Below are 22,779 nucleotides of genomic sequence, written 5' to 3' on the forward strand. Positions count from 1 at the left end.
TACTCCGCCTAATAATTTAGAGCGAACCTCTAAGCACCGGATAATTTAATATACCTCATTAAGTAACTTAATTCTTTTTTTTCATTATATCATATTTGATATATTAAATATTAGTTTACTTTTTTAATTTTTCTGGTTTTTTTGGCTCATATGGTCCTACAAAAGAATATGATGAACAAGATGTATATGCAAGTGAATTAAGAAAATCACATGCTTTTTTCGATACAGCTTTTTTTACCCTATTTTTACTACGTTCTTTCATAATTATCTCCTCCTTACTATAATCTAAATATAATTTAATGATATTTGTACATTTTTATCATATTATGCAATATTTCATCATAAAAAACAAAAAATGTGGCAAATTGTAACATTGCGACCTAGAGTCGCAGGAATTTATATATCTTTTTATTAGGTGATAAATATGTACAAAGAAATAATTGGTAAAAATTTAAAATATTTACGAGATAAGAAAAATGTTACACAAATATTAGCTGAAGAAATGACAGGCATAGATAGAACAACAATTTCTGCTTATGAATTGGCAAAAAGAGAACCAAGCGTAAGTAATTTAATATCACTTGCCAATTATTATAAAGTAACATTAGATTTTTTATGTGGGCGAAACCAAAGAATGATTATCGATATTACCGATCTTGATGAATTATCAAAAAATAAAATAATGTCTATAATTAATAATGAGGATAAAAAAAAGGAGCTATGATATGAACTTTAAAAATATTGTCAATAAGTTATGTTCACAATTTGATTCAAAAGCATATGATCAAGATATTTTAAAATACGGTCTAGAAGTTTTGATTTATAATTTATTTACCATATTAATTTTAATCGTTTTATCTATTTTATTTCAAAATTGTGGATTTGGATTATATTTTATACCTACTTTTTGTATATTGAGAATTACATTGGGAGGTTTTCATTGTAAAACAATATATGGATGTACCTCTTTAATGGTTATTATATACTCACTAACAAATATACTAAGTAAAGAAATTTTTTATCATAATTTATTAAAAATCGCTTCACCTATCCTAATTATATTACTTTTTATTATAAAGCCCTGTGAAGAAAATACTTTACATTTGAAAAATTATAATATTTACTACAAATATCTTCTTATTATTATTTTTTCTTTAGTTCTAATAATTTCTAAAAATAAAATTCTTAATTTAGGTATGTTTTCTGCTCTATTTGTTACAGAACTGATGCACTTTTTCAATTTCCATAGATTAGAAAAATATTAAGTATTGCTTAAAATGTAAATATTGATATCGTAATATTTACTTCAACAAAAGGGACTCATAATTTTCCTTTTAAATCAAGGAAGATATTGAGTCCTTTTAAAATATAATTAAGGTTTTATAATTTCTATTTCTTTATCTAGAGTTACTTTTTCATTGTATAGCCATCTTATTATATTAAAAATAACTTCCAATTCCTTACATGTTTCGCCACTATTTAATTTATCAATTAAATCTACGGCTTTTTTTGTTTTTTGACTATTAGTACATCTTTGACCATATAATGTTACTTCTAATGTACTTTTATTAGCAATAACATGTGCATATTCATTTTCAAAAGCCAATCCTTTGATACGTTCATTTGCCTGTATAAGATTATTATCTTCAGTGGCTTTATCTAAATCTAAATCATGATAAATATAATAATTTGCTTTAAATTCATTTAGTATTCTTTGAATCGTTGCTATTGGCCATTTACCTTTTGCATTAATTATATGTGTTGGAAGTTTTCCTTTTCCCTCATCTAGTAAATATTTTTTTATGCATTCATTAAATAATATGTATTCTGAGTCACCTTCAATAATTAAAATTCTTTTAGCAAAGAAAAACTCATTGAAATATGGATTTGTTAAAGTAAGCATTTTTATATTTGCCACCTCATTACCATCAAAAGTATTTTTAGTTGTTGAAAACAATTGCTTTACATTATTATCGATTTTTAAAACTCGGATTGTCTTATTTAAACCTTTGTATAGATCAACAAAAATAGGTGAATGTGTTGAAATTATAATTTGTAACTTTTCTCCGGCTATATCATATAAAATATTTGATAATTCTTTAACAGCCATTGGATGTAAGAAAACCTCTGGTTCATCAATTAATAATAAATGATTATTTTTGAAAATTAACTTTTCTTCTTTCATTGCATTTTGTAATAGTGAAATAAACGATGCTCTTCTAACACCAGTTCCCTGAGATGACAGTTTAAATTCATTGCCATTCTTATTAAATTGTATTTCACTAGAAATTAATTTTGCATAATCACCTAATCCAAACTCATTAGTTTCAAACTTTATATTTAAACTACCTAATTCTTCTCCAAAAATCCTATTTAAATCATCTCTAATATTTTTTCTCAATTCTTTAATTGATGGCTCAAGTGCATTATTAGCTTCATCTAATAATTCATCTATTTTTTTTGCTATAGCATTAAACTCATTATTTTTCTCTGTATCATCAGTAATTATATTTTGAGCTGTTGTTTGAAATAATTTCAAAATTTCCTTTTCATTATCTTCTGCTTTAGAATCAGGAGCAACATAGAAAGGATTTGTCATAAAATCTTCAATATACTTTTCAAAATATTTTTTAGTTTGAGATGTATTATCTATATAATATGCAGGTCTTTTACCTGTACTATTATACGTAGATTTTAGTGTTACCTCTTCACCATTATTATTGAGTGCTATCATTTCAAACTCAAAATTCTCATTAGAACCTATTTTATTTTTATTAAAATCTTCTTCCTTTGGACCATCTATTTGCATAAATTTATTTAATGCCTCTAAAAATGTCGATTTCCCAACATTATTCGTTCCCAATAAAATTGTGATATTTTCATCATCAAATTCAATTTTAAAATCATCTAATACTTTATAATTTTTAACGTAAAAACTTTTTATTTTCATAATACTATCTCCATTTCTAATACTTCTATAACATTTTATTATTAAATAATATTAATTTCGTAATTTTTTATTTATTTCACAATAAAGCAATCAAGGCACTGATACACCATTCATATATCAATGCCCTGTTATTAATGAGTAGTTTCTCTCATAACTATATTTCGATTAAAGAATTTCATTACTATCATGACAAACAAAATTCAATAATGTTAATCCAACACTTATAAATAATGCTCTTATCACTATATAAATTATATCATGGTGTATATTATGATTCAAAAAATCAAATATATCTGTTATTTCCATAAAAGTAAAGTTTCCTAAAATCAATATCGAGAATATAGATGCAAAAACTTTCTTTATTTTCATCTCAAAGCGATAAAAATCTCCCTTTTCATCAAATAATGATGTTTTTATTATGAAACCAAATACGCTTAATATAAATTTATAAATAAATATAACACTCACTGCCTCTATCAATACACTTAAAATATTTTCAGAACAAAAAATAGCAAATGCACTAAATATAATTATCATTAAACGTAGTATAAACTTATAAAATCCTGATTTTGTCATTTTTTTAATTTTCCTTTTTTAATATTAAATATTAATTGTCATTTTTCACAGTAATTAGCTATTTAACAAATTAATATACATCAACAACCATTTTCTTTAAATCAAATACACTTTTCAATAGAAAATATGCGCCTCCACCTAATTTACAAATAACTATGAACTTAGTATTAGCAACATCGTATGTTACGCCTCCTTCTAAAGCAAAGCCTATACCCACACCAATAACTTGAGAATACCATTTATAAGACACTGAATAAGTTATTTCGGTCAAAGTAAGGCCTATTCCTCCAATAGAAAAATGTAATATTTTTTTATTGATTGGACATTTACTTGATATAGAGAATTGGATAACAGTTACTCCAATAGACCCCTTTGCTCCAACGTACTCGTACATTCCCATAACAAAAGTATCTGAACTTAATGAGCTAGAATCTTTGAAAAACGCTCTTCCTATTGACTTTCTATCTAAACTAAAATAGCTGTTTGTTATATAAGTAATACCATCATCTGTTTTAAATGGTCCAACTTTTAAACTTCTTCTACTTTCTTTACATAGTTCTTTTATATAAGCTATATCATTTCTCTTATACGCTTGATTTCTCAAGTTATTTATAGATTTAATAATTGCATTTTTTGCTCCATTATCATTTCCATATTTTTTAATATAATCACTTTGGAGTTTATTAAATTCTTTATCTAATGTATCATTAAATACCTTTTCAGGTGAACATGGTTCTGGTATTTTTTTCTGAATAATTTTAGTAGTTTTCTTTACAACCTTATTGACTACTTTTCTTGTTTCAGATACTGCTTTATTAATACCATTTGTTACTGACGAAGTAGCCCCACCTTCCTTACTAGGAGTAGGATTTGTTTTCTTCTTTTCATTGTCCTTTTTCTTAGTTTTTTTATTTGCTGCTTTATTAGCCTTTTCCTTTTCTTCTCTTTTTCTTTTTTCATTAGCAACAAGTCCTATTCCTAATAAACCAAATCCAGTATATGATAGGATTCCTAAAACAACCATTGTTGTAATTCCAAGATGTCCACTAGGATCCACATACTTGTATTGATTATTCAAACAGTATGTGTATCGGTTTTGACTTGTAATGTTATCTTGTGTTCCCTTATAATCATCAATCTGTACGAACTGTCCAATTCTTGGATTGTAGTATCTTGCTCTTAAATAGATATTTCCTGTTGTATCAAGCTTTTCTCCATCATAACCATAACCGCTTGTTTTATCATCTGTTTTTCCAAAGTCATCATATTCAATCTGTGACATTGTTCCTTTTGATGATATTTCAGCCATTACACTTTGATTGTTTCCACTCAGATAAGTTTGTGTTCCATCTGCATTTTCTGTTGAGATTCGTTCTTCTCCATAGATATGAACATCGTCATTTTCAGAAAGCACAAGTGTATTTTCAGCTGTCTTATCTAAAAGATAATCTTTGTATTCACATTTTTCATTGGATTTTGGATCCTTAATGAGATTACTTGCACACAATCCATTTTTTCTTCTGTATGTAAGCTGGTATCTCATTGCATCAAATGATTCATCTGATTTTTTCGCATCCAACAGTTCTTCTACTTCAGCAAATGGTAATGACTGCATATAGTCGAACCATTCTTCTGTATCCTGTTTGTAATCTAAATCATATGGGCTGTTGATGATCTTTTCTTCATGAATTCGATCACCTTCACCATCATATTCATAATTGTAAGTTCTATCTCTGTTTGTTTTTAAAGTAGTCAATTGACCAAATTCATCATATTGATAATATTCTTTGTATCCACCTGCATAGTAGATGTCTCTTACATTTCCATTTTTATCATAATAGATATCAGTAAGTCCATCTTTTGATTTAATACTTGTCAACTGATTTTTGTCATTGTAGCGATAGATTTTATTTGTTCCATCACTTGATGACTCTACTTTGTTTCCAAAAAGATCATAGCTGTATTCAGTTATGACTGTTTTTCCATCAATCGTTTTTGTTGAAGCTTTCAATTCATCCGATTCATTGTAATCATAGCTGTTAACGACACCATTGATTGTTTCTGAAATAACATTGTCCTGTCCGTCATGCTCATATTTGTATTCTGACAGTGTCTTGTCACCTTTAATATTGACATAAGCTGTTCTACGATTTAGTTCATCATAACTGTAATCTGTAGTAATACCATTTCTTTCTAATGATTTTGTATTTCCTCTTACATCATAGCTGTAAGATGCATATTCCTTGCCATTTTTAGAGACCTTGTCTATTTTATCAAACTGATTATAGGTATAGCCGATTGTATAATCATTATACTTAATTTCAGTTCTGTTTCCATAGATATCCCATTTATATTCAACATTATTGTCGTTGGCATCTTTGACCTTTGTAATATTGTTGAACTTGTCATAGGTATACTTGACACTCTTATTGTTATAGTCTGCTTCTAAAAGGTTGTCATAGGCATCATATTTGAACTGTCTTGTTCCTTCTGAAAGCTTTCTTCCCAATGCATCATATGAATAATTGATCGTTGTTCCATCGTTTTTTGTATAAGATGTCATTTGACCGAAATCATCATACTGATAAGTTTCAGTAAGTCCATATTCGCTTACTTCTTTGATAAGATTATCAGCTTCATCATATTCATAAGTTGCTTTTTTATCATTATAACTTCTTTCAACAAGATTGTTGTTTCCGTCATAATCGTACTTCATCACTCTTTCAAGAGGACTTTGTACCTTTGTCATGTTATTTAAGCTGTCGTATTGATATCTTGTAATAAAGCCATTGCTGTTTGTTTCTGCAATCATATTGCTGTTGGCATCATATTCTCTTTTGATAACATGATCATAGATATCTTTATATTGAACAGCATTGCCTTCTTCATCATAGTCAACAGATACAATTGCTTTCATGCTTTCATCTTCCAATGATGGGTAAAGATACTGTACTGGATGTTTTAAAGCATCATAGCGATATTGTGTTGTAAGACCCTTTTCAGTTTTTTCAACAACATTGCTTACAGCATCATATTTTTTTGAAATGATTTCCTTGTCGTTTTGTTTTTGACTTACTTCTCTTCCTAAAGCATCATAGCTGTATGTTGTCACCTTATCCTTATTTTCTGTTTTCTTGATAAGTTGTGAATTGACATCGTATTTGTTAACTGTTTCATGTTCTTCATAGGTTTCTTTTGTCTTATTTCCATATTTGTCATATTCATAAGTTGAAACATATTTTAAGGCATTTGTTGATTTAACGATTTGATTCAAATCATTATATTCATTTTCTTTTGTTGTCTTATCATTTTCTTTGACAGAAACAAGTCTGCCAAGAGAATCATATTTATTAACTGTTGTCTTTCTTGGTTCAACAGTTTTTACTACCTGACCAAGCAGATCATATTCATTTTCTGTAACATTTTTATTTGGATCTGTTTCTTTGATCTTTTGACCATAAATATCATATTCATACTCGCTGACAAATCCATTTTGGTTTGTTGCTTTTGATACAAATCCTTGGTCATTATATTCAAATATTGCTTTGTTTCCAAGCTTGTCTGTCATTTCAGTAAGCTGGAATTTGTCATTGTAAACGTAAGATACTGCAAATCCTCTCTTGTCAACTTCTTTTTCAACAAGTCCGAAAGCATTGTAATGTGTCTGTGAACTGTTTCCAAGGGCATCCGTTTCCTTAATAACATTGCCATAGATATCATATTCTTTAAGCGTTGCATTTCCAGCAGCATCTGTTTCCTTGATGACTTGACCCTTGGCATCATAATCTGTCTTGGTTACATTTCCAAGCTTGTCTGTCTTTTCAACAGCCTGTCCTAAAGCATCATATTTGACCGTATCTGTTTTATCAGTAAATGAATCGTGTGTTGAAACAAGCTGACCTTTGGCATCATAACTGTATGTCAATGTTTTCTTGCCATCTGTTGAATCACTGACTTTTCTGTTTAACAGATCATATGTCGAATCAGTTACCGAACCAAGATGATTCATCGTCTTGACTACATTTCCATATTTGTCGTATTCATAATCTGTTGCTTCATTTGTATTGCTTACTTCTTTAACAACACGACCATACTTGTCATATGTCTTGCTTGAAACTCTGCCATATGGATCTGTTGAGCTGACTTCCTGACTGAAGTCATCATATTCATGAGTTGTTACTTTTCCACCGTTATCAGATGTTTTGGTTACATTTCCATTTTTATCATATTCTGTTTCTGTAACAAGTCCTGTTGTCTGATTCGTAGACTTGATGACCTGATCAAAACTATCATATTCTTCAACAGTGACCTCACTGATCTTGTTTGTTTTTGTAACACGCCCGTATTCATCATAAGATTTGATTTCTACCGGTGTATCATTGATTGTTGTCTTAGTTACATTACCAAACTTGTCATATTCAAATTTTGTTGTATTTTTATAGGCATCAACCGTTTCGACTTGTTGACCCTTGTCATTGTATTTATAAGTTGTAATGTTTCCAAGTTTATCAATATCCTGAACCAGAATACTGTTGATGTCATAAATTTTTCTTTCGCTGTTTCCTTTAGCGTCAATCGTTTCTGTTTCATTGTCCATTGCATCATATTTATGTTGTGTAACATTGCCTAGTTCATCCGTTTCCTTAACAAGTCTGTCGAGCTTATCATATTCACTTGTCTTTGTATTTCCATAGGTATCTGTTTCACTGAGAGTATTTCCATAAACATCATAGCTGTATGTTGTTGTCTTTTTATCTTCTGTCTTTTTAATCAGTTGACCATAGGTATCGTATTCATTTGAAATAGCAACACCTTGCTCATTGACCTCTTTAATGACTCTGTCAAAAGCATCATATTCTTTGGTATTAGCAAGTCCCCTTTGATCTACTGTCTTAATGATATTTCCATTTTTATCATATTCTTTTGTTTCAGTTTTACCATTAGGTAAAGTTGTTTTTACAACTCTGTTAAACTCATCATATTCATAGGATGTAACATTTCCTCTTGCATCTGTTGTCTTTACAAGATTATCGCCATCATATTCATTTGATGTTGTATTTCCTTTTCCATCAACTGTCTTGATTTCATGACCGACTGCATCATAAGTATGCGTTGTAACCTGACCATAGGCATCTGTTTCCTTTACGATTTGTCCTTTGGCGTCATACGTATATTTTTTAGTAAGTCCTTGTTCATCTGTTTCACTGATAATACGATCACGATTGTCATACTTCTTAGATGTTTTTAGATTTCCCTTTTGAGTTTGGATAGCGTTGTTATTTTTATCATATACTGTAACTGTTTTGCTTCCAAGCTTGTCGATATATTCAACAACGTTTCCATTTCCATCATATTTGTATTCTTCACTGTTTCCATAGGAATCTGTTTTCTTGATGATCTGATTGCGATTGTCATAGACATATGCTGTTGTACGACCGTTTGAATCAGATTCATTAACAATATTTCCCATGGCATCATAGCTGTAGTTTTCTACCAGACCATTGCTGTGAGTAACTGTTACAACCTGATTGCCATCGTAGGCATAGCTTTTCCATACACCAAGAGCATCTGTTTCTTTGACAAGAAGGTTCTGTTCATTATATTCATAAGTCACACCTTTTCTGTCTTCACTGTTTTCATAAATCAGATTGCTGTTGCTGTCATATTTATAGGTTTCTTTCGTACCATCCGCAGATGTTTTTGATGTTACATTATCATTTTCATCATAGGTATATTTTTCACTTGTTCCATCTGGATTGCTTTGCAATGTCAGATAGCCTTTTTTATTGTACTCATATGTTGTCTTTTGACCTTTTTCATCTGTTTCACTGATCATATTTCCAGCATCATTATAGCTATAGCTTTTCGATGATCCATCCGCCTTTGTAATTTTTGTTACCTTATAGCTGTCATCAAGAACATACTTTTCTGTTTCCTTATCATTATAGGTAACACTTGTCGTATTTCCTTTATAGTCAAAAGAGACCTTGTTTCCATTGGCATCCGTTTGTGAAACGACAACTCCGTTATCCTTATAGGTATTTTGTGCCAAAGTATTTCCATTTTTGTCTGTAATACTTTTTACCTTGCCATTTTTATCATAGCTGTATTGTTCACTGTTTCCATTGGCATCAATAAATGCTGTAAGCTGTCTGTCTGCGTTATATTGATATTGTACATTTGTACCATTTGGCAAGTTGATTTTGCTGACAAGATGATAATCATTGTATTCAAATGTTACTTGTTTGTTTCCCATATCAATATTTGTAATAAATCCATATTCATCATAGTTGATACGTGATTCAAATCCCGTTTTCGTTTTAATAGATGTCAGAATTCCATATTCATCAAAGATATATGTAATATCTTCTTTATCATCTTTAATAGAAACATAGTCACCATCAACATTGACAGTAAGACGATCAATAAGTTTAGGTACATATTTTCCATCTTTCTTTTCAATTTTTAAGATCTTTCCATCTCCTCTGTAAAAGATCATGTTATCGTCTTTATCATAGGAAACGTACTGTTCAATATTTGATGAATAATTGTTTCCAAAAATCGATGCGTTATCTTCTCCATAAGAGTTATAGACACGCGTCAAGCTTAATTCATCAAAATCTGTTAAAGTAAAATCTTTTGATTCATGATAGAAATTTCCAATACTTGTATTAACTGGATCGGCAACTGCACAGTTTCCGTAGCACGCAGGCCCTCTGTAAACATATTTTGCCTCAAAAGATGAAAGCTTTAATGGTGGTCTATAGACATCCTTAGGTACTTTTGGATTATCTTTTGCAAATCTTAAGAAAAGAACATCTCCCTCTTTGACCTTGTTTGTAGATGTATTATTGTCTTTTTTAATATCATCTACCTTCAAGCCATAGTGTGATGCAATAGATTTAAGATTATCTCCAAGTTTTACCTTATAGATAATAAATCCGTCTGTAATCAGTTCTTTTTCTGACTCAGTTCCATCCTTTTTAACTTTCATTCGATATTCATAGAACGTATCGTATTTTGGAATATCTCCAATTTTTAGATAGCTCGTCGTATAGTTGACTTCACCCTTTTCATATTTTTGGGTTCCATCAATTGGATCAGTTATATAAACTGGATCTATGAAATAAGGTGAACTTTTTTCTTTGGCATGTTGTGATTTTACAAGTTCAAAATCTGTTTCATTTGTTTTGGCATAAAGATCAAAATCAATATCACTGTTTGGTTTGGCAATACCATCCATGCTGATTGCTTCAAAATATTGACCGTCTTTACTGTAAACTCTTAATTCATTGTCAAACTCGTTGATGTCCAGATTTGGATCGACATCAAAATCATCACAGTGATAAATTTCTACCTTTGGCAGATTTCCTGTTGATTCTGAATTAAAAACATTACATTTCCAGTTAGGTGATTCATCCGTAACTTGCAGAATCAATGTTTTCTTTTGTCCATCCTTTAATTCTTGGACGTGCTTTGTAATATCAAATTCTTTAAATCCTTTTGGTTTAGAAAACTTGGTATTTGAAATAAACTGTTTTTGGTTATCTGCCGGCTGTGTATTCCATGTAACCTTACCGGGATCAACATAGTTGGAGTTATAAATATTGATATCATTTAACTCATTGGCACGATCCAGATCCTGTTCCTTATAAAGTTTCAAAACAGCATTTTCAACTCTTTGATTTTCACCGATATTTGGCATTGCAAAATAGATGAATGTTCTGGCAATTTTAATATTGCTGTTTTTACCACCATAGAAGTTATCATCATATCCAACAAACAAATCTGAATATTGACTTTGGATATTTGGTCTTCCTGAACGGATATAGCTTGATTCAAGATCAATAACATCCACATTTTCAACTGCCACATTTGATCTGGCAACAACAGGATAGATTCTGTCTTCTTCACTTAACCAAGATGTTGTTAATGACATTGTAACTTTGATATTGCCATTATCAAGTTCCTTATAGTCATATCCTACTTCCTGATTTCTGTTTCCATCCTTATCAACAAGATAAGGCGCATTTAATACAAAGACTTCTTTTTTATCTTTCTTAAAAACAATAGATCCTGCATCATTTTTACTGACATCATAGTCATCTTTGTAAACTTCAAATGAATAAGTATCTTTATCAAGTTCCCCATTGATATAGATATTTTGTGAAACCGTATTTGAATTGATTCTATATTCTAAATCTAAATTTTTTTCTACTTCTGAATACAGAATAACATTTTCTTTGATAGCATAATTTGTAAGACTTCCAGAAGGCATAACTGTAAGCACATTGTCTTTAGGATCTGTAATTTCTAATACGCCTTTTTGAATATTGATGTCATAAAGACCATCTTTATTTTCATAAGAAGGTGTTGATCTGAATAACGATGTTTTCTTTTCTATATCATTATCAATCTCAACATATTTTCCATCTTCTTTTTTATGTATCTGCTCGAAATAAAAATCTGTCACATATTCCCCGCTTGACAGTTTATAAGTTTTTGTGTTTTCTGTTCTTAATTTAACGATTTCCTGATCATTTTGTCTTGAAGTATCTTCTTCGTCTACCGAAGGTTCTTTTGTAATAACATCAGGATTTCCTTTTTCTATTATTTGTGCAGATGTCTTATGAACATTATTGATATTTTCATCATAATATTCTCCATATGGATCCTGTTCCTTGATTTTTTCAAGTTCTTCTGCATATACTTTTCCAAACAGTTCAAGCTGACCAATTGCCATAGCTAGAACTATCATAGAAATGATGGCTATCTTTATTTTATTAAGTCCAGCTTTCATCTAAACAGCCTCCTCATTACTATAATGTTGATAATAATAATCATGGTAGGCATTGTATGCTTTTTGAAGATCATCTACATCTTTTTCGCATAGCATATTGACCCATGCCTTTGTCGAAAATGAATGAAGCTTCTTTACGATAGCCTGTTGCAGCTCCATCATTTGTCTGACATAAGGATCTTTACTGTTAGAGTTCTCCTGAATCTGTTTATTTAAAATACTCTGACATTCCTGAACTTCTTGATACCACCCATCGTCACAGAAATTACTTCCGTTTATTATTTTCAAAATAATAAGCATATTAGATACAGGTGTCATTTTACTGTCAAATTTTCCACTGCATTCATAATAGCCATTATCCTCAATTGCCTGTGTTTTCTGACTTGTCTGATAATAAACAGCGCCACTTACACCAACAACTGATAAAAATACGATGAGTCCAACAATGATATTTCTTGTCGTCCATTTCTTAAAACGCATAATTTATCCTCGCTCTTTCTCTTAAATACATGATTATGTATCTTTTATTATGAATAATTTATAAATCATCCGTGTACTATACATTTTAAAAAATATCTATAAAAACTGTGACTTATTCATCATAGAATACATTTTTTTATCATAGAAAACATAATTAAATAAGTTATAAGTATGTAATGCCACTATATTTTTAAATAATTTTATAGAATATATTTATAAAAAAATGAATCTTGTCATTTGCTTACATTTTCCAAATAACAAAATTCATTTCAATTTATCTCTTTTAAATTTCTATATTTAAAATAATCATTTATACTAAAAAATTACGTTAGTCGAACTAAAAAAATTCTTGGCCAATTTTTCCCTGATATTAAAAAAAGATTATCTTTTATATGTGCTATACCATTTAATTCGTTAATATTTCTATTTATTTTTTTACAATAATTTATTAATTCAGCACAATTAAAAATTCTTTCAACTCTTTTTGTACTTAAATTTATTTTATAAATATATCTACTTTTCCATACATTGGCATATATATATCCATCATAATATTCTAAATCATTTAATTTATTTAACTTATTTCCTTCATATAATATTTCCATTATTTCTTCTATTTGAAAATTCTGATTATTAATTCTTTTTAAACAGTGAGAACCGTCTGATATATACAAATATTTCTCATCATAACAAATTCCCCATCCTTCACCTGCATAATGCTCATATTTCTCTATTTCTAACGTTTCAGGATTTCTAAAAAATGCTATATTTTCTTTCCAAGTTAATTGTATAATAAAATCATTATTAGAGACTATTCCTTCAGCAAAAAAGTTTTTCTCTAATTTTTTTTTATTATTTACTTTTCCATTATTCAAATCTAATTTACCAACAAATGATGTATTATAATGTCCCGAACTAACGATAATATCATCGTTACATTTTATCAATCCTTGTGTAAATATATCTTTGTCGAATGGATACACTCCCTCTATATTTATTTTTCCCTCCAAACTTTTTTTACGTCCAAATATCATTATTCTCCTCCTCTATACAAAGTATAAAATGTACCTTTTTTTTCTAGAAGATTTTTTAAATTTCCATATTCTTTTATAATGCCATTTTCTAATACTAATATTTCATCAAATTTATTTAATAATTCTTTATCTAATCTATGTGTGACCATAATACATGTCTTATTCTCATCTAACAAATGAGTTTCAACTTCTTTTGCAGTTATATTATCTAAATTAGAAGTAGGTTCATCATAAATTAATAAATCAACATTTTTTAATAACATTCTTGCAATGCTAATTCGTTGTTTCTCTCCACCAGAAATATTATTACCATTTTCATTTATGACAGTATCTAATCCATTTGGTAAAGATTTAATAAAATTTTCTAAACCTGCATCCTTCATGACTCTATATACTTGACTATCTGGATAATTATTATAATAAGTTATATTATTTTTTAAGCTATCATTTAATATAGGAGCATTTTGATGAACAACTGAAATATTTGAATAAATGCTTGTCATATCAATCATATTAATGTCAATATCATTAATATATAGACCACCTTGATAATTATCATAATAATTTAAAATCAATTTTAGTATCGTTGATTTTCCTGAGCCACTATTACCAACAATTGCATATTTTTTATTTTTTAAAAATGTATAACTAAGATCATGAATAATCTCTTTATTTTCATCATATGAAAAATAAAGATGATTGAACGTAATTTTTTCAATACTTTTTATACACTTTTTGTTTTGAATAACATCATCTATTTTGATATACTTTTCTATTTTTTGTTCTACTGGTTTTATACTTTTTAATAATGGTAATTCATTAGATAATCTTCCTAAAGGATTTGCAATATTATTAACTAATTGTGTTATTGCCATCATTTCGCCAATACTAATTTGATTAATAATGACAAAATATAGTGATATAAGGGTTGTCATAACACTAACTCCCAATGAAGATAATGTAGAAAAACCAGATATAATTCCTTCATAATATCTATAATTTTGCATACTTTCTTCGTATTCAACATCAACTTGGTCAAATTCACTTATAATACGATTTGTAGTTTGAAAACATTTTATCACTTCAAAAGAATTAAAAAAATCTTTAATCTTAATATTAAGATTATTAAATCTATTTATTGACTCTATTTGCTTTTTAGATAATATTTTACCAAATAATACTGGTACAAATATTGCAATAATATTAATAAAAATTATTATTAGCGCCAATTCAAATTGTAGAGAAAAGACAGCTATTAAACAAATAAAAAATTGTGAGAAATCTGAAATTATTGTTAGTAAATTATCAAAATAGTTTTTTTCTATTATCTTTAGATCATTATTAAATATACTAAAATATACTGATGTATTTTTTTTATTGTAATTCTTAATGCTTTTTGAAAAAATCCCTTTAAATAAATCATGTTTTAAAGAAAGCATCACTCTTTTTAAAAATTTTGCTCTAAAATATCCTCTTAGTATATGAAGTATAAAATTTATAAATATAAAAAAAATCGTTAATATCATAACTTGATAAAACTGTGTAATATTTCTTTCTGTAGACGTATCAATCATTTTTTTTATAATGTTTGCTAAAAATACAGACATTATACCTGCCGTTGAGAATAAAATAATACAAATAGAAAAATAAAAGGTATTGGATTTTATATATTTCTTCATATTTCTTTTTTACCTCCTCTTTTTACTAATATGATACTAATAATTATATTATTTATTAAAGAAATAGACCATATATTTAATATATGGCCTATTTTAACAGACTATCCGCAGAAAATGCTACCACATTGAAAGCATTCAGGAGATTCTAATAATCTGTTTGTATCGATTTTTCTCATATATGTCACCTCCTTTCAAAATAAAATATTAAAAACTATTTTGAATAATGTTGTTATAATTATTTACAAAAGTATCCCATTTGGTATTATCTTCTGATATTTCTGTTAATAACAAAATAATTGCTTCATATACTTCCTTTATGTGCTTACAATTACTTTTATGCATATCTGTCTGTGGACATCCAACACATATGTTTTGACACCAACAATCAGTACATTTTTCATTAATTACATCGTTTGATAAAAGATTGGCTATTCTTTCAAAATCATATTTTTTTTCTACTAAAGATCCTATTTGAAAGTTTTGATTTTCCTGAACATATGCATGGCATGGATATAATTTACCATCAGGAAAAATAGAAAGACTTTCAAAGCCGGCTGAACATTTTTTGGAATATACTTTTTTTGATAATAATTTATTCAAATACTTTTGTAACGACATATTTACTAATGTATATCCCTTTTTACTACTCATATTCCGTAATGTTGTCTGAATATTTTCTATTTCGATTTTATTTCCAATATCTTCCGCAACAGCATATTTTGTATTTCCTCTACAATTAACACCTAAAACATTATTTGTGCCAATTTCTTTTTGAATATATCCAATTGTTTCTTGTATCGACATATTTGAATCTATATGTACATTTGTATAAGTCATCTCTACTGCATATTTTTTTAAACCATCTTTTCTAAATTTATTAATATTATCTATAACTATGTCATAACTTCCTTTTCCACTTTTAAAAACTCGTTGTTGATCATTGATTTCTTTTGGACCATCAATACTAAAAGTAATCATAATATTATTGTCTATTATTAATTTAGATAATTTATCACTATAATACGTTCCATTCGTAACCATACCATATTGAGGTATATATTTTATATTTCCCATTTCTTTTTCTTTTTTGAAATAATCACATATAGTCGCAATAGTATCAGGAAATATTGATGGTTCTCCACCAAAAAAACGTACTCTACGAATTTCATTGACTCCTAACTCAAGCAAAGAATCTAGATAATATATAGCATTTTCTGAAGTTAAGTGTTTTTTTCCATAACCATAATGTCCTCCTTCAGCGTAACAGTATTTACAATTCAAATTGCAATCTGTCTGTATAATTATTTCTAAAGTATCTATTTTTTTAATCTTTTCTACTGTATTGCTTTCTAATTTTTCTATATCTGCTTCATCATTGATCATTTTATTAATTTCATGCAATAAATTTTGTTTTTCCTTTGTTTCTTGCCCATTATTTAATATGTCTAATTTATCTAATTCTATTGGCAAAAATATATTCTTTGATTTGAAATATAATGCTGCATATTTAGAATTTTGTATGATATGTACATCATTTAATATAGTATTAATTTCTTTATTTATTTTACTCATACGATATATCTTCCTTAAATTTTTATATTATTAATAACCCATAAATTAAATATATATTTAAAATACATTTTCATTTTATTATCATAAATATTATATTTCTATGATTTTGGTATATCTTGCTTTTTTATGGAATAAGATGTAAAAAAAGCTTCTTTAAATAAAGAAGCTTCAGACTGTTGACAAATAAAAAATGTTAACAGTCTTTTCTTTTAAAAATGAAGAGTATGTGATAGTATAATTATTGTCGTAAGTGACTACACTCCAATTAAGCAAAATTTGTGGCCTTACGACTTTTTGTTTTCTGTCAATTATCACCTGAAAATGATATAATTAAGGTGCTTAATTGGAGGGATAAATATGGCAATGACTAATCGCGCAAACATAAAATGCGACGGAATTATTATGAGTACTTTAGATGACTTAGTACCACAAGATCATTTGGTTAGAACACTTGAAACTACGATAGACTGGAAATTCATCTATCCGTTAGTAAAATCACTTTATAGTGATTTTGGCAGACGTTCTATTGATCCTGTGGTACTTTTTAAAATGATTTTTATCAACTATACATTTGGTATCAATTCTATGAGAAAGACCTGTGAAGAAATCAAGGTCAATATGGCTTATAGATGGTTTTTAGGTATCAGTGTTTATGAAGAAGTTCCAAACTATTCTACATGGTCTAAAAACTATCAAAGAAGATACAAGGACAGTAAAGTTTTTGATCAAATCTTCAATCATATTATCAAGCATGGCATTGATAATGGATTTATTGATACCACTACGGTATTTGGAGATGGTACACATCGAAAAGCCAATGCCAATTCAAGAAAAGCTACTGATAAAGAAGTAGAAATTGTCACTAAGGCATACGAAAAAGAATTGCTTGAAGAAATCAATGAAGAAAGAACAGAAAATGGAAAGAAGCCATTTGAAACACTAGATAAAAAAGAATATGCATTTGATGAAGAAACTGGAGAAGAAGTAGAATTAAAGAAAACAAAACATATCAAGGAAAGTACGACAGACCCAGAATGCGGTCTGTTTCATAAAGGTGAAAAACAAAAATGTTTTGCCTATTCACATATGACGATATGTGACAGATATGGCTATGTACTTTTTAATAAGGTAGCACCAGGAAACATGCATGACAGTGCAATATTTTCAGAAATATACAATGATCTTATCGATAAATATAAAAATATCAAAAACGTATGTCTGGATGCAGGATTCAATACTTCACCAATATGTCATCAAATACTATCAAGTGGTAAAAAGCCATTTCTGCCATATAAAAGACCAATGACAAAAAAGGACTTCTTTAAAAAATATGAATATGTATATGATGAACATTTGGATATCTATATTTGTCCAAATGAAAAAGATCTTCATTATGTCACAACCAACAGAGAAGGATACAGAATCTATAAAAGTGATTCAAAAGACTGTGAAGGATGTCCGTTCTTGTCAAAATGTACAAAATCAAGAAACATGAAAAAGTGATTACAAGACATGTATGGGAAGCAGATAGAGAAGAAGCGAACCATATAAGACATACAGATGAATGGAAAAGCATCTATCCAAAGAGAAAAGAAACAATAGAACGTGTATTTGCGGATGCCAAGGAGAACCATGGGATGCGATTTACACGATTAAAAGGGCTAGAGAGAAATCAGCATGAATCGCTGATCATTTTTAGCTGCCATAATCTCAAGAAATTGGGATTAAGCAAACAAAGATTGGGGCTAATATAGCCTCGATAAGGCCAAGTATATGAATATCCTGAATGATATATGGAAATTTTAAACAAATAAAAAAAATGAAAATATCAATTTGGAATAAAATAATTGATATTTTCATCTACTTTGTCAACAGACTGAAGCTTCTTTAAATAAAGAAGCTTTTTGTTTATTTTTCTATTTCTTGTAACTTACTTTCTTTTATTATTGCGTATATCCTTGCTTTTTGAATATCATCTAAATCTGTTATATCGACTTGTATTCTCGCATCATTCGAACATAAGTAATCTAATGATACCATAAAAAACCTACTTATTGAAATCATCCTTCTTAGAGAAGGCTCTCTTTCATCATTTTCATATTGAGAATATACACTACGAGAAATTCCTAATGCATCAGCAACTGTTTGTTGAGTAAGACCTCTTTCAATTCTCAATTTTTTTAATTTATTACCTATACTCAATTCTATCACCAGTATAAAACTAATTTAATTTTTGACGCTTTAGGCAACATTAGACGCTTTTAGCAACATTTTATGTATAATATGTCTATTTTTTTAATCTTATTATAGAATAATTGTTCACATAACAGAGAAATGATATTATTTAAAAAAGGAGGTTTATAAATAAATGAAAAAAATAATCATTCATTTTTGTAATTTTTTTATTTCTTTTGTAAAAAAATCAGCTACATATTCTGCAAATTCATTATCTATGATTGGAATGTATGAACCAGAATGCCCAGAAGAATTATTAAAATAAAACATACTAAAAGATTTATCATTTGAATGAAATGATAAATCTTTTAGTATAAAGTATTTAATAATGATTATTATCATGGTAAAATTCCTAAAATAGGAGGTGGTAATATGAACATAGCAATAGTTGATGACGATGTTCATTTTTCAAATATGTTTAATACTTTAATTCAAGATTATTTGCCTAAAATATTTTCCTCATATAAAGTTACTATTATTTCTGATAATTTCTTTTCAATTTTAAGTGATTCACACTTTGATATTATTTTTTTAGATATTGATCTTAATAATCTAACTGGAATAGGTATTGCATCTTTTTTAAAAAACAAAAAAAATAACAATCCATTAATTATATTTGTTTCTTCTAAAAATGAACTTGTCTTTGATGCCTTATCAGTACAACCATTTCAGTTTATTAGAAAATCAAACCTTTTAGAAGATACAGCTCTTGTTTTTAATCTTTTGAATAATTATTATAAAAATAATAAATCACTAATTACTATAAATTTTCATGGAAGGAAAACAAGTATTAAAATAAATAACATAATTTACTTAGAATCCGAAGGACATGATACAAATATCATAACATTAGATAATGTCTTTTCATATAGATGTACCATGAAAAAGCTACTTGAAGAAATCAATTCAAATGCATTCATACAAATTCAAAAATCAATTACTATTAATTTTAACTTTGTTGAAGAAATAGATAAAGACAATAACATTATATTGCGTAATGGTAATATATTTTCTATTAGTAGGCATTTTAAACATGATGTTTTAATAAAATATAAGGATTATCTGTTATCATGACTCAAATAATACTAACAATTATTGAAGATTTCATTATGGCACTTTTCATCAAAAAATATTTAAATTTAAATACATCATTTATATTTTTTTCGTCTATTATATGCATTGCCGAAACAACATTTGTACAATATATTCCTAATTGGTCATATTCTTTACCATTTGTTATGTTTTTAACAATATTATTTTTAATCTTTTTATTTAAGAAAAATATCTCGTTGAATGATTTTATAGGTGCATTATTGGGACCAACTTTAATTTTGTTAACAGATATATTATCACTTTTTATATTAAAACCTGTATTTCCAAAATTTATATCTAATAATTATTATATTTTATCAGCTTCTTTTTTTTCTAAAATATTATTAATAATAGCCTATTACTTCATTCTAAATTATAGTTTGGAAATAAAAAAAATTCTTATCTTTAAGGATTGGTGGATGCTATTACCAATCTGGATTATAGTATTTTTCATTTTATATTTTTTAGGAGAGTCAATTATACTAAATAAAGTAACTTATAATACCATTTATATTATTACTATTTTACTTTTACTTCTTTCTATCTTTTTGTTAATTCTATTTTACCGTATACAAAAGGAAAATGAACTAAAACATAAAAATGAATTAATTCACCAAAAAGAAATATATATTAAAAAAAACTATACTATGATGAAAAAATTATATGATGAAATATCTAAAATTGAGCATAGCACAACTTACTCTTTTATGTATATCAAAGCTCTATTACTAAATGAAAAATATAATGATATTAATTCTTTTTTAAATGAAAAAATTTATGAATCAAAATCAATTCAAAATATAATTAATACTGGTAATCCATATTTTGATTATGAATTAAATAAAATTTTAAAAAAAATGAGTAATAGCAAAAATAATATTAAAATATCGGTTAACTTTAAGAATAGTAATTTTGAAATCGATAAAAATAATGTTGATAACATAATTAATATTATTAATTTTATTTTTTCTGTATCAAATAAAAATTATTCACTAAATATTGATATTGTTCAGAAAGGAAATTTTATTATTTTCACCTTGATTAATAATCTTGCATCTGCAGAATATAAAGATTATAAGTATTTTTTAGATTCCTTAAAAAATACCGATAAGATATCATGTAATTATAAACAAATAAATTCATACATTTTTTTTAAAATATTAGTTGAAACGGAGAAAATTAAATGACAAATTTTTTAGATTACTTAATAAAACAAGAAATTATAGATCATAAAGAATTAAAAATAATTACTTATGGCATGAATGTTATTATATTTAATTTTCTTAACATTGTAAGTATTATCGCAATCAGCTCTATTCTTGGTAATATATTCTTTGGTATTTTATTTCTTATAGTATTTATCCCTATTAGGATTACGTCAGGTGGTTACCATTGTAAAACTGCATTCAATTGTTTCATTTTATTCAATATTATTTACATAGTATTTTTTAAATTTCAAGACTATTTTAATTTCACATTATTACATCTTATTTTATTTTCTGTAATTATATTATTATTACCTGTTTACATCAATAATTGTAAACTACATTTAAAAAACAAAAATAACAATGTTAAAAAGAACTACATTATATTAGTAATTTTATTTATTAGTTTAATAATTAATAATCCTATATTAACTAATGCATCATCAACTGCCTTTCTTTTTAATTCACTATTGTTGATAATTGCTCACTTTTTCAAAAGATAAACTTTCTTGTATATCGATTTATACATAGCCTGTCTATATTTTTTGAATATAATAAGATTAATTGATCATTTATTCTTTTTAAAATTCTTACAATCTTACTTTAATTCATTAAAAATACATAATTTTAATCCCCATAGAAAAAACAGACCTCGTCAATAAAGATCTGTTTTTCTATCAACACCTATTATTTATTTCTTTTAATACTTATTTAGGAATTTATTTTAAATATTTGTCCAGCAAAATCAAACATACTTAAAAATGATGTGTCATTAATCATTAATATTAATAGTTTCATCAATCGGTAAATCTAAAGGCGGTAAACCATATGCTGTTGTAACATTGGCAATAGTCTTTCTTAATTCTTTTAATGCTATCGGTAAACATTCTTTCTCAAATAAATCATTTTTTATTTCAACTTCTTCATTTTTGAGTTTAAAAGTAGCAACAACTTTCAACTTAAGATCAATATCTGTATTATTATCACCAAATTCAAAATCGATTGTTACATTTCCTCTAAATTTAGATTCATTATTTTTGGGACGTAAAAATTTTGCTTGAATTTTCGCTTCATACTCATTTTGATTTTTTAAATTCTCATTAATAGAGAACATTGCATTCTTTACAATAAAATTTATCATTTCAAAATTATTCAT

The 22,779-nt window shown here is 27.3% G+C and carries 16 protein-coding genes and 1 pseudogene; 7 read left to right on the forward strand and 10 right to left on the reverse strand.

Annotated features, from left to right (window positions below):
- Positions 1 to 115: 115 nt before the first annotated feature.
- On the reverse strand, positions 116 to 262 hold the full coding sequence (locus tag LJD34_RS08825; protein ID WP_158561458.1) for an AgrD family cyclic lactone autoinducer peptide: 147 nt from the start codon (positions 260 to 262) through the stop codon (positions 116 to 118).
- 162 nt (positions 263 to 424) lie between these two features.
- Here LJD34_RS08825 and LJD34_RS08830 point away from each other — a divergent pair, with 162 nt between their 5' ends.
- Positions 425 to 724, forward strand: coding sequence for a helix-turn-helix domain-containing protein (locus LJD34_RS08830; RefSeq protein WP_147579836.1), 300 nt, complete (start codon positions 425 to 427; stop codon positions 722 to 724).
- A 1-nt stretch (position 725) separates the two neighbouring features.
- Complete coding sequence (locus tag LJD34_RS08835) at positions 726 to 1,265, forward strand: accessory gene regulator B family protein (protein WP_158562068.1); 540 nt, start codon at positions 726 to 728, stop codon at positions 1,263 to 1,265.
- A 107-nt stretch (positions 1,266 to 1,372) separates the two neighbouring features.
- Here LJD34_RS08835 and LJD34_RS08840 read toward each other — a convergent pair whose 3' ends face one another.
- The 7 genes from LJD34_RS08840 to LJD34_RS08870 all read right to left on the reverse strand — a co-directional run bounded on the left by LJD34_RS08840 (position 1,373) and on the right by LJD34_RS08870 (position 17,091).
- Entirely contained in the window at positions 1,373 to 2,950 is a 1,578-nt protein-coding gene (locus LJD34_RS08840) for an ATP-dependent nuclease (protein WP_227359655.1), read from the reverse strand.
- Between the two features lie 165 nt (positions 2,951 to 3,115).
- A complete protein-coding gene (locus LJD34_RS08845; RefSeq protein ID WP_117826513.1) occupies positions 3,116 to 3,526 on the reverse strand; it encodes a hypothetical protein in 411 nt (136 codons plus the stop codon).
- Between the two features lie 70 nt (positions 3,527 to 3,596).
- The gene (locus LJD34_RS08850; protein ID WP_227359656.1) at positions 3,597 to 12,326 is read right to left on the reverse strand and encodes an RHS repeat-associated core domain-containing protein; all 8,730 of its coding nucleotides are present in this window, start codon (positions 12,324 to 12,326) and stop codon (positions 3,597 to 3,599) included.
- Positions 12,327 to 12,806 carry a hypothetical protein gene (locus LJD34_RS08855; protein WP_048924740.1) on the reverse strand — a complete coding sequence of 160 codons (480 nt, stop codon included), beginning with the start codon at positions 12,804 to 12,806 and terminating at the stop codon, positions 12,327 to 12,329.
- A 323-nt stretch (positions 12,807 to 13,129) separates the two neighbouring features.
- Positions 13,130 to 13,840 (reverse strand): glutaminyl-peptide cyclotransferase, encoded by a 711-nt coding sequence (locus LJD34_RS08860; protein WP_227359657.1) that lies wholly within the window; start codon positions 13,838 to 13,840, stop codon positions 13,130 to 13,132.
- On the reverse strand, positions 13,840 to 15,519 hold the full coding sequence (locus tag LJD34_RS08865) for an ABC transporter ATP-binding protein (RefSeq protein WP_227359658.1): 1,680 nt from the start codon (positions 15,517 to 15,519) through the stop codon (positions 13,840 to 13,842). Before LJD34_RS08865 ends, LJD34_RS08860 begins: the two co-directional genes overlap by 1 nt.
- 204 nt (positions 15,520 to 15,723) lie before the next feature.
- A complete protein-coding gene (locus LJD34_RS08870) occupies positions 15,724 to 17,091 on the reverse strand; it encodes a radical SAM/SPASM domain-containing protein (RefSeq protein ID WP_227359659.1) in 1,368 nt (455 codons plus the stop codon).
- A gap of 357 nt (positions 17,092 to 17,448) precedes the next feature.
- Here LJD34_RS08870 and LJD34_RS08875 point away from each other — a divergent pair.
- Positions 17,449 to 18,845, forward strand: a pseudogene (locus tag LJD34_RS08875) (IS1182 family transposase).
- Between the two features lie 154 nt (positions 18,846 to 18,999).
- Here LJD34_RS08875 and LJD34_RS08880 read toward each other — a convergent pair.
- Positions 19,000 to 19,293, reverse strand: a complete 294-nt coding sequence (locus tag LJD34_RS08880) for a helix-turn-helix domain-containing protein (RefSeq protein ID WP_227359660.1) — start codon at positions 19,291 to 19,293, stop codon at positions 19,000 to 19,002.
- Between the two features lie 166 nt (positions 19,294 to 19,459).
- On the opposite strand from LJD34_RS08880, the gene LJD34_RS08885 reads away from it, so the two are divergent.
- The 4 genes from LJD34_RS08885 to LJD34_RS16800 all read left to right on the forward strand — a co-directional run bounded on the left by LJD34_RS08885 (position 19,460) and on the right by LJD34_RS16800 (position 22,126).
- Positions 19,460 to 19,591, forward strand: coding sequence for a cyclic lactone autoinducer peptide (locus tag LJD34_RS08885; protein ID WP_227359661.1), 132 nt, complete (start codon positions 19,460 to 19,462; stop codon positions 19,589 to 19,591).
- Positions 19,592 to 19,698: 107 nt separating this feature from the next.
- On the forward strand, positions 19,699 to 20,400 hold the full coding sequence (locus LJD34_RS08890; protein ID WP_227359662.1) for a LytR/AlgR family response regulator transcription factor: 702 nt from the start codon (positions 19,699 to 19,701) through the stop codon (positions 20,398 to 20,400).
- A complete protein-coding gene (locus tag LJD34_RS08895) occupies positions 20,397 to 21,605 on the forward strand; it encodes a hypothetical protein (protein ID WP_227359663.1) in 1,209 nt (402 codons plus the stop codon). Before LJD34_RS08890 ends, LJD34_RS08895 begins: the two co-directional genes overlap by 4 nt.
- Positions 21,602 to 22,126 (forward strand): accessory gene regulator B family protein, encoded by a 525-nt coding sequence (locus tag LJD34_RS16800; protein WP_227359664.1) that lies wholly within the window; start codon positions 21,602 to 21,604, stop codon positions 22,124 to 22,126. Before LJD34_RS08895 ends, LJD34_RS16800 begins: the two co-directional genes overlap by 4 nt.
- A 269-nt stretch (positions 22,127 to 22,395) precedes the next feature.
- Here LJD34_RS16800 and LJD34_RS08905 read toward each other — a convergent pair whose 3' ends face one another.
- Positions 22,396 to 22,779, reverse strand: a complete 384-nt coding sequence (locus tag LJD34_RS08905; RefSeq protein ID WP_227359665.1) for a hypothetical protein — start codon at positions 22,777 to 22,779, stop codon at positions 22,396 to 22,398.

Source organism: Faecalibacillus sp. MSK20_93 (assembly GCF_020589945.1).
In the GTDB taxonomy this organism is placed as follows: Bacteria; Bacillota_I; Bacilli_A; order Erysipelotrichales; family Coprobacillaceae; genus Faecalibacillus; species Faecalibacillus intestinalis.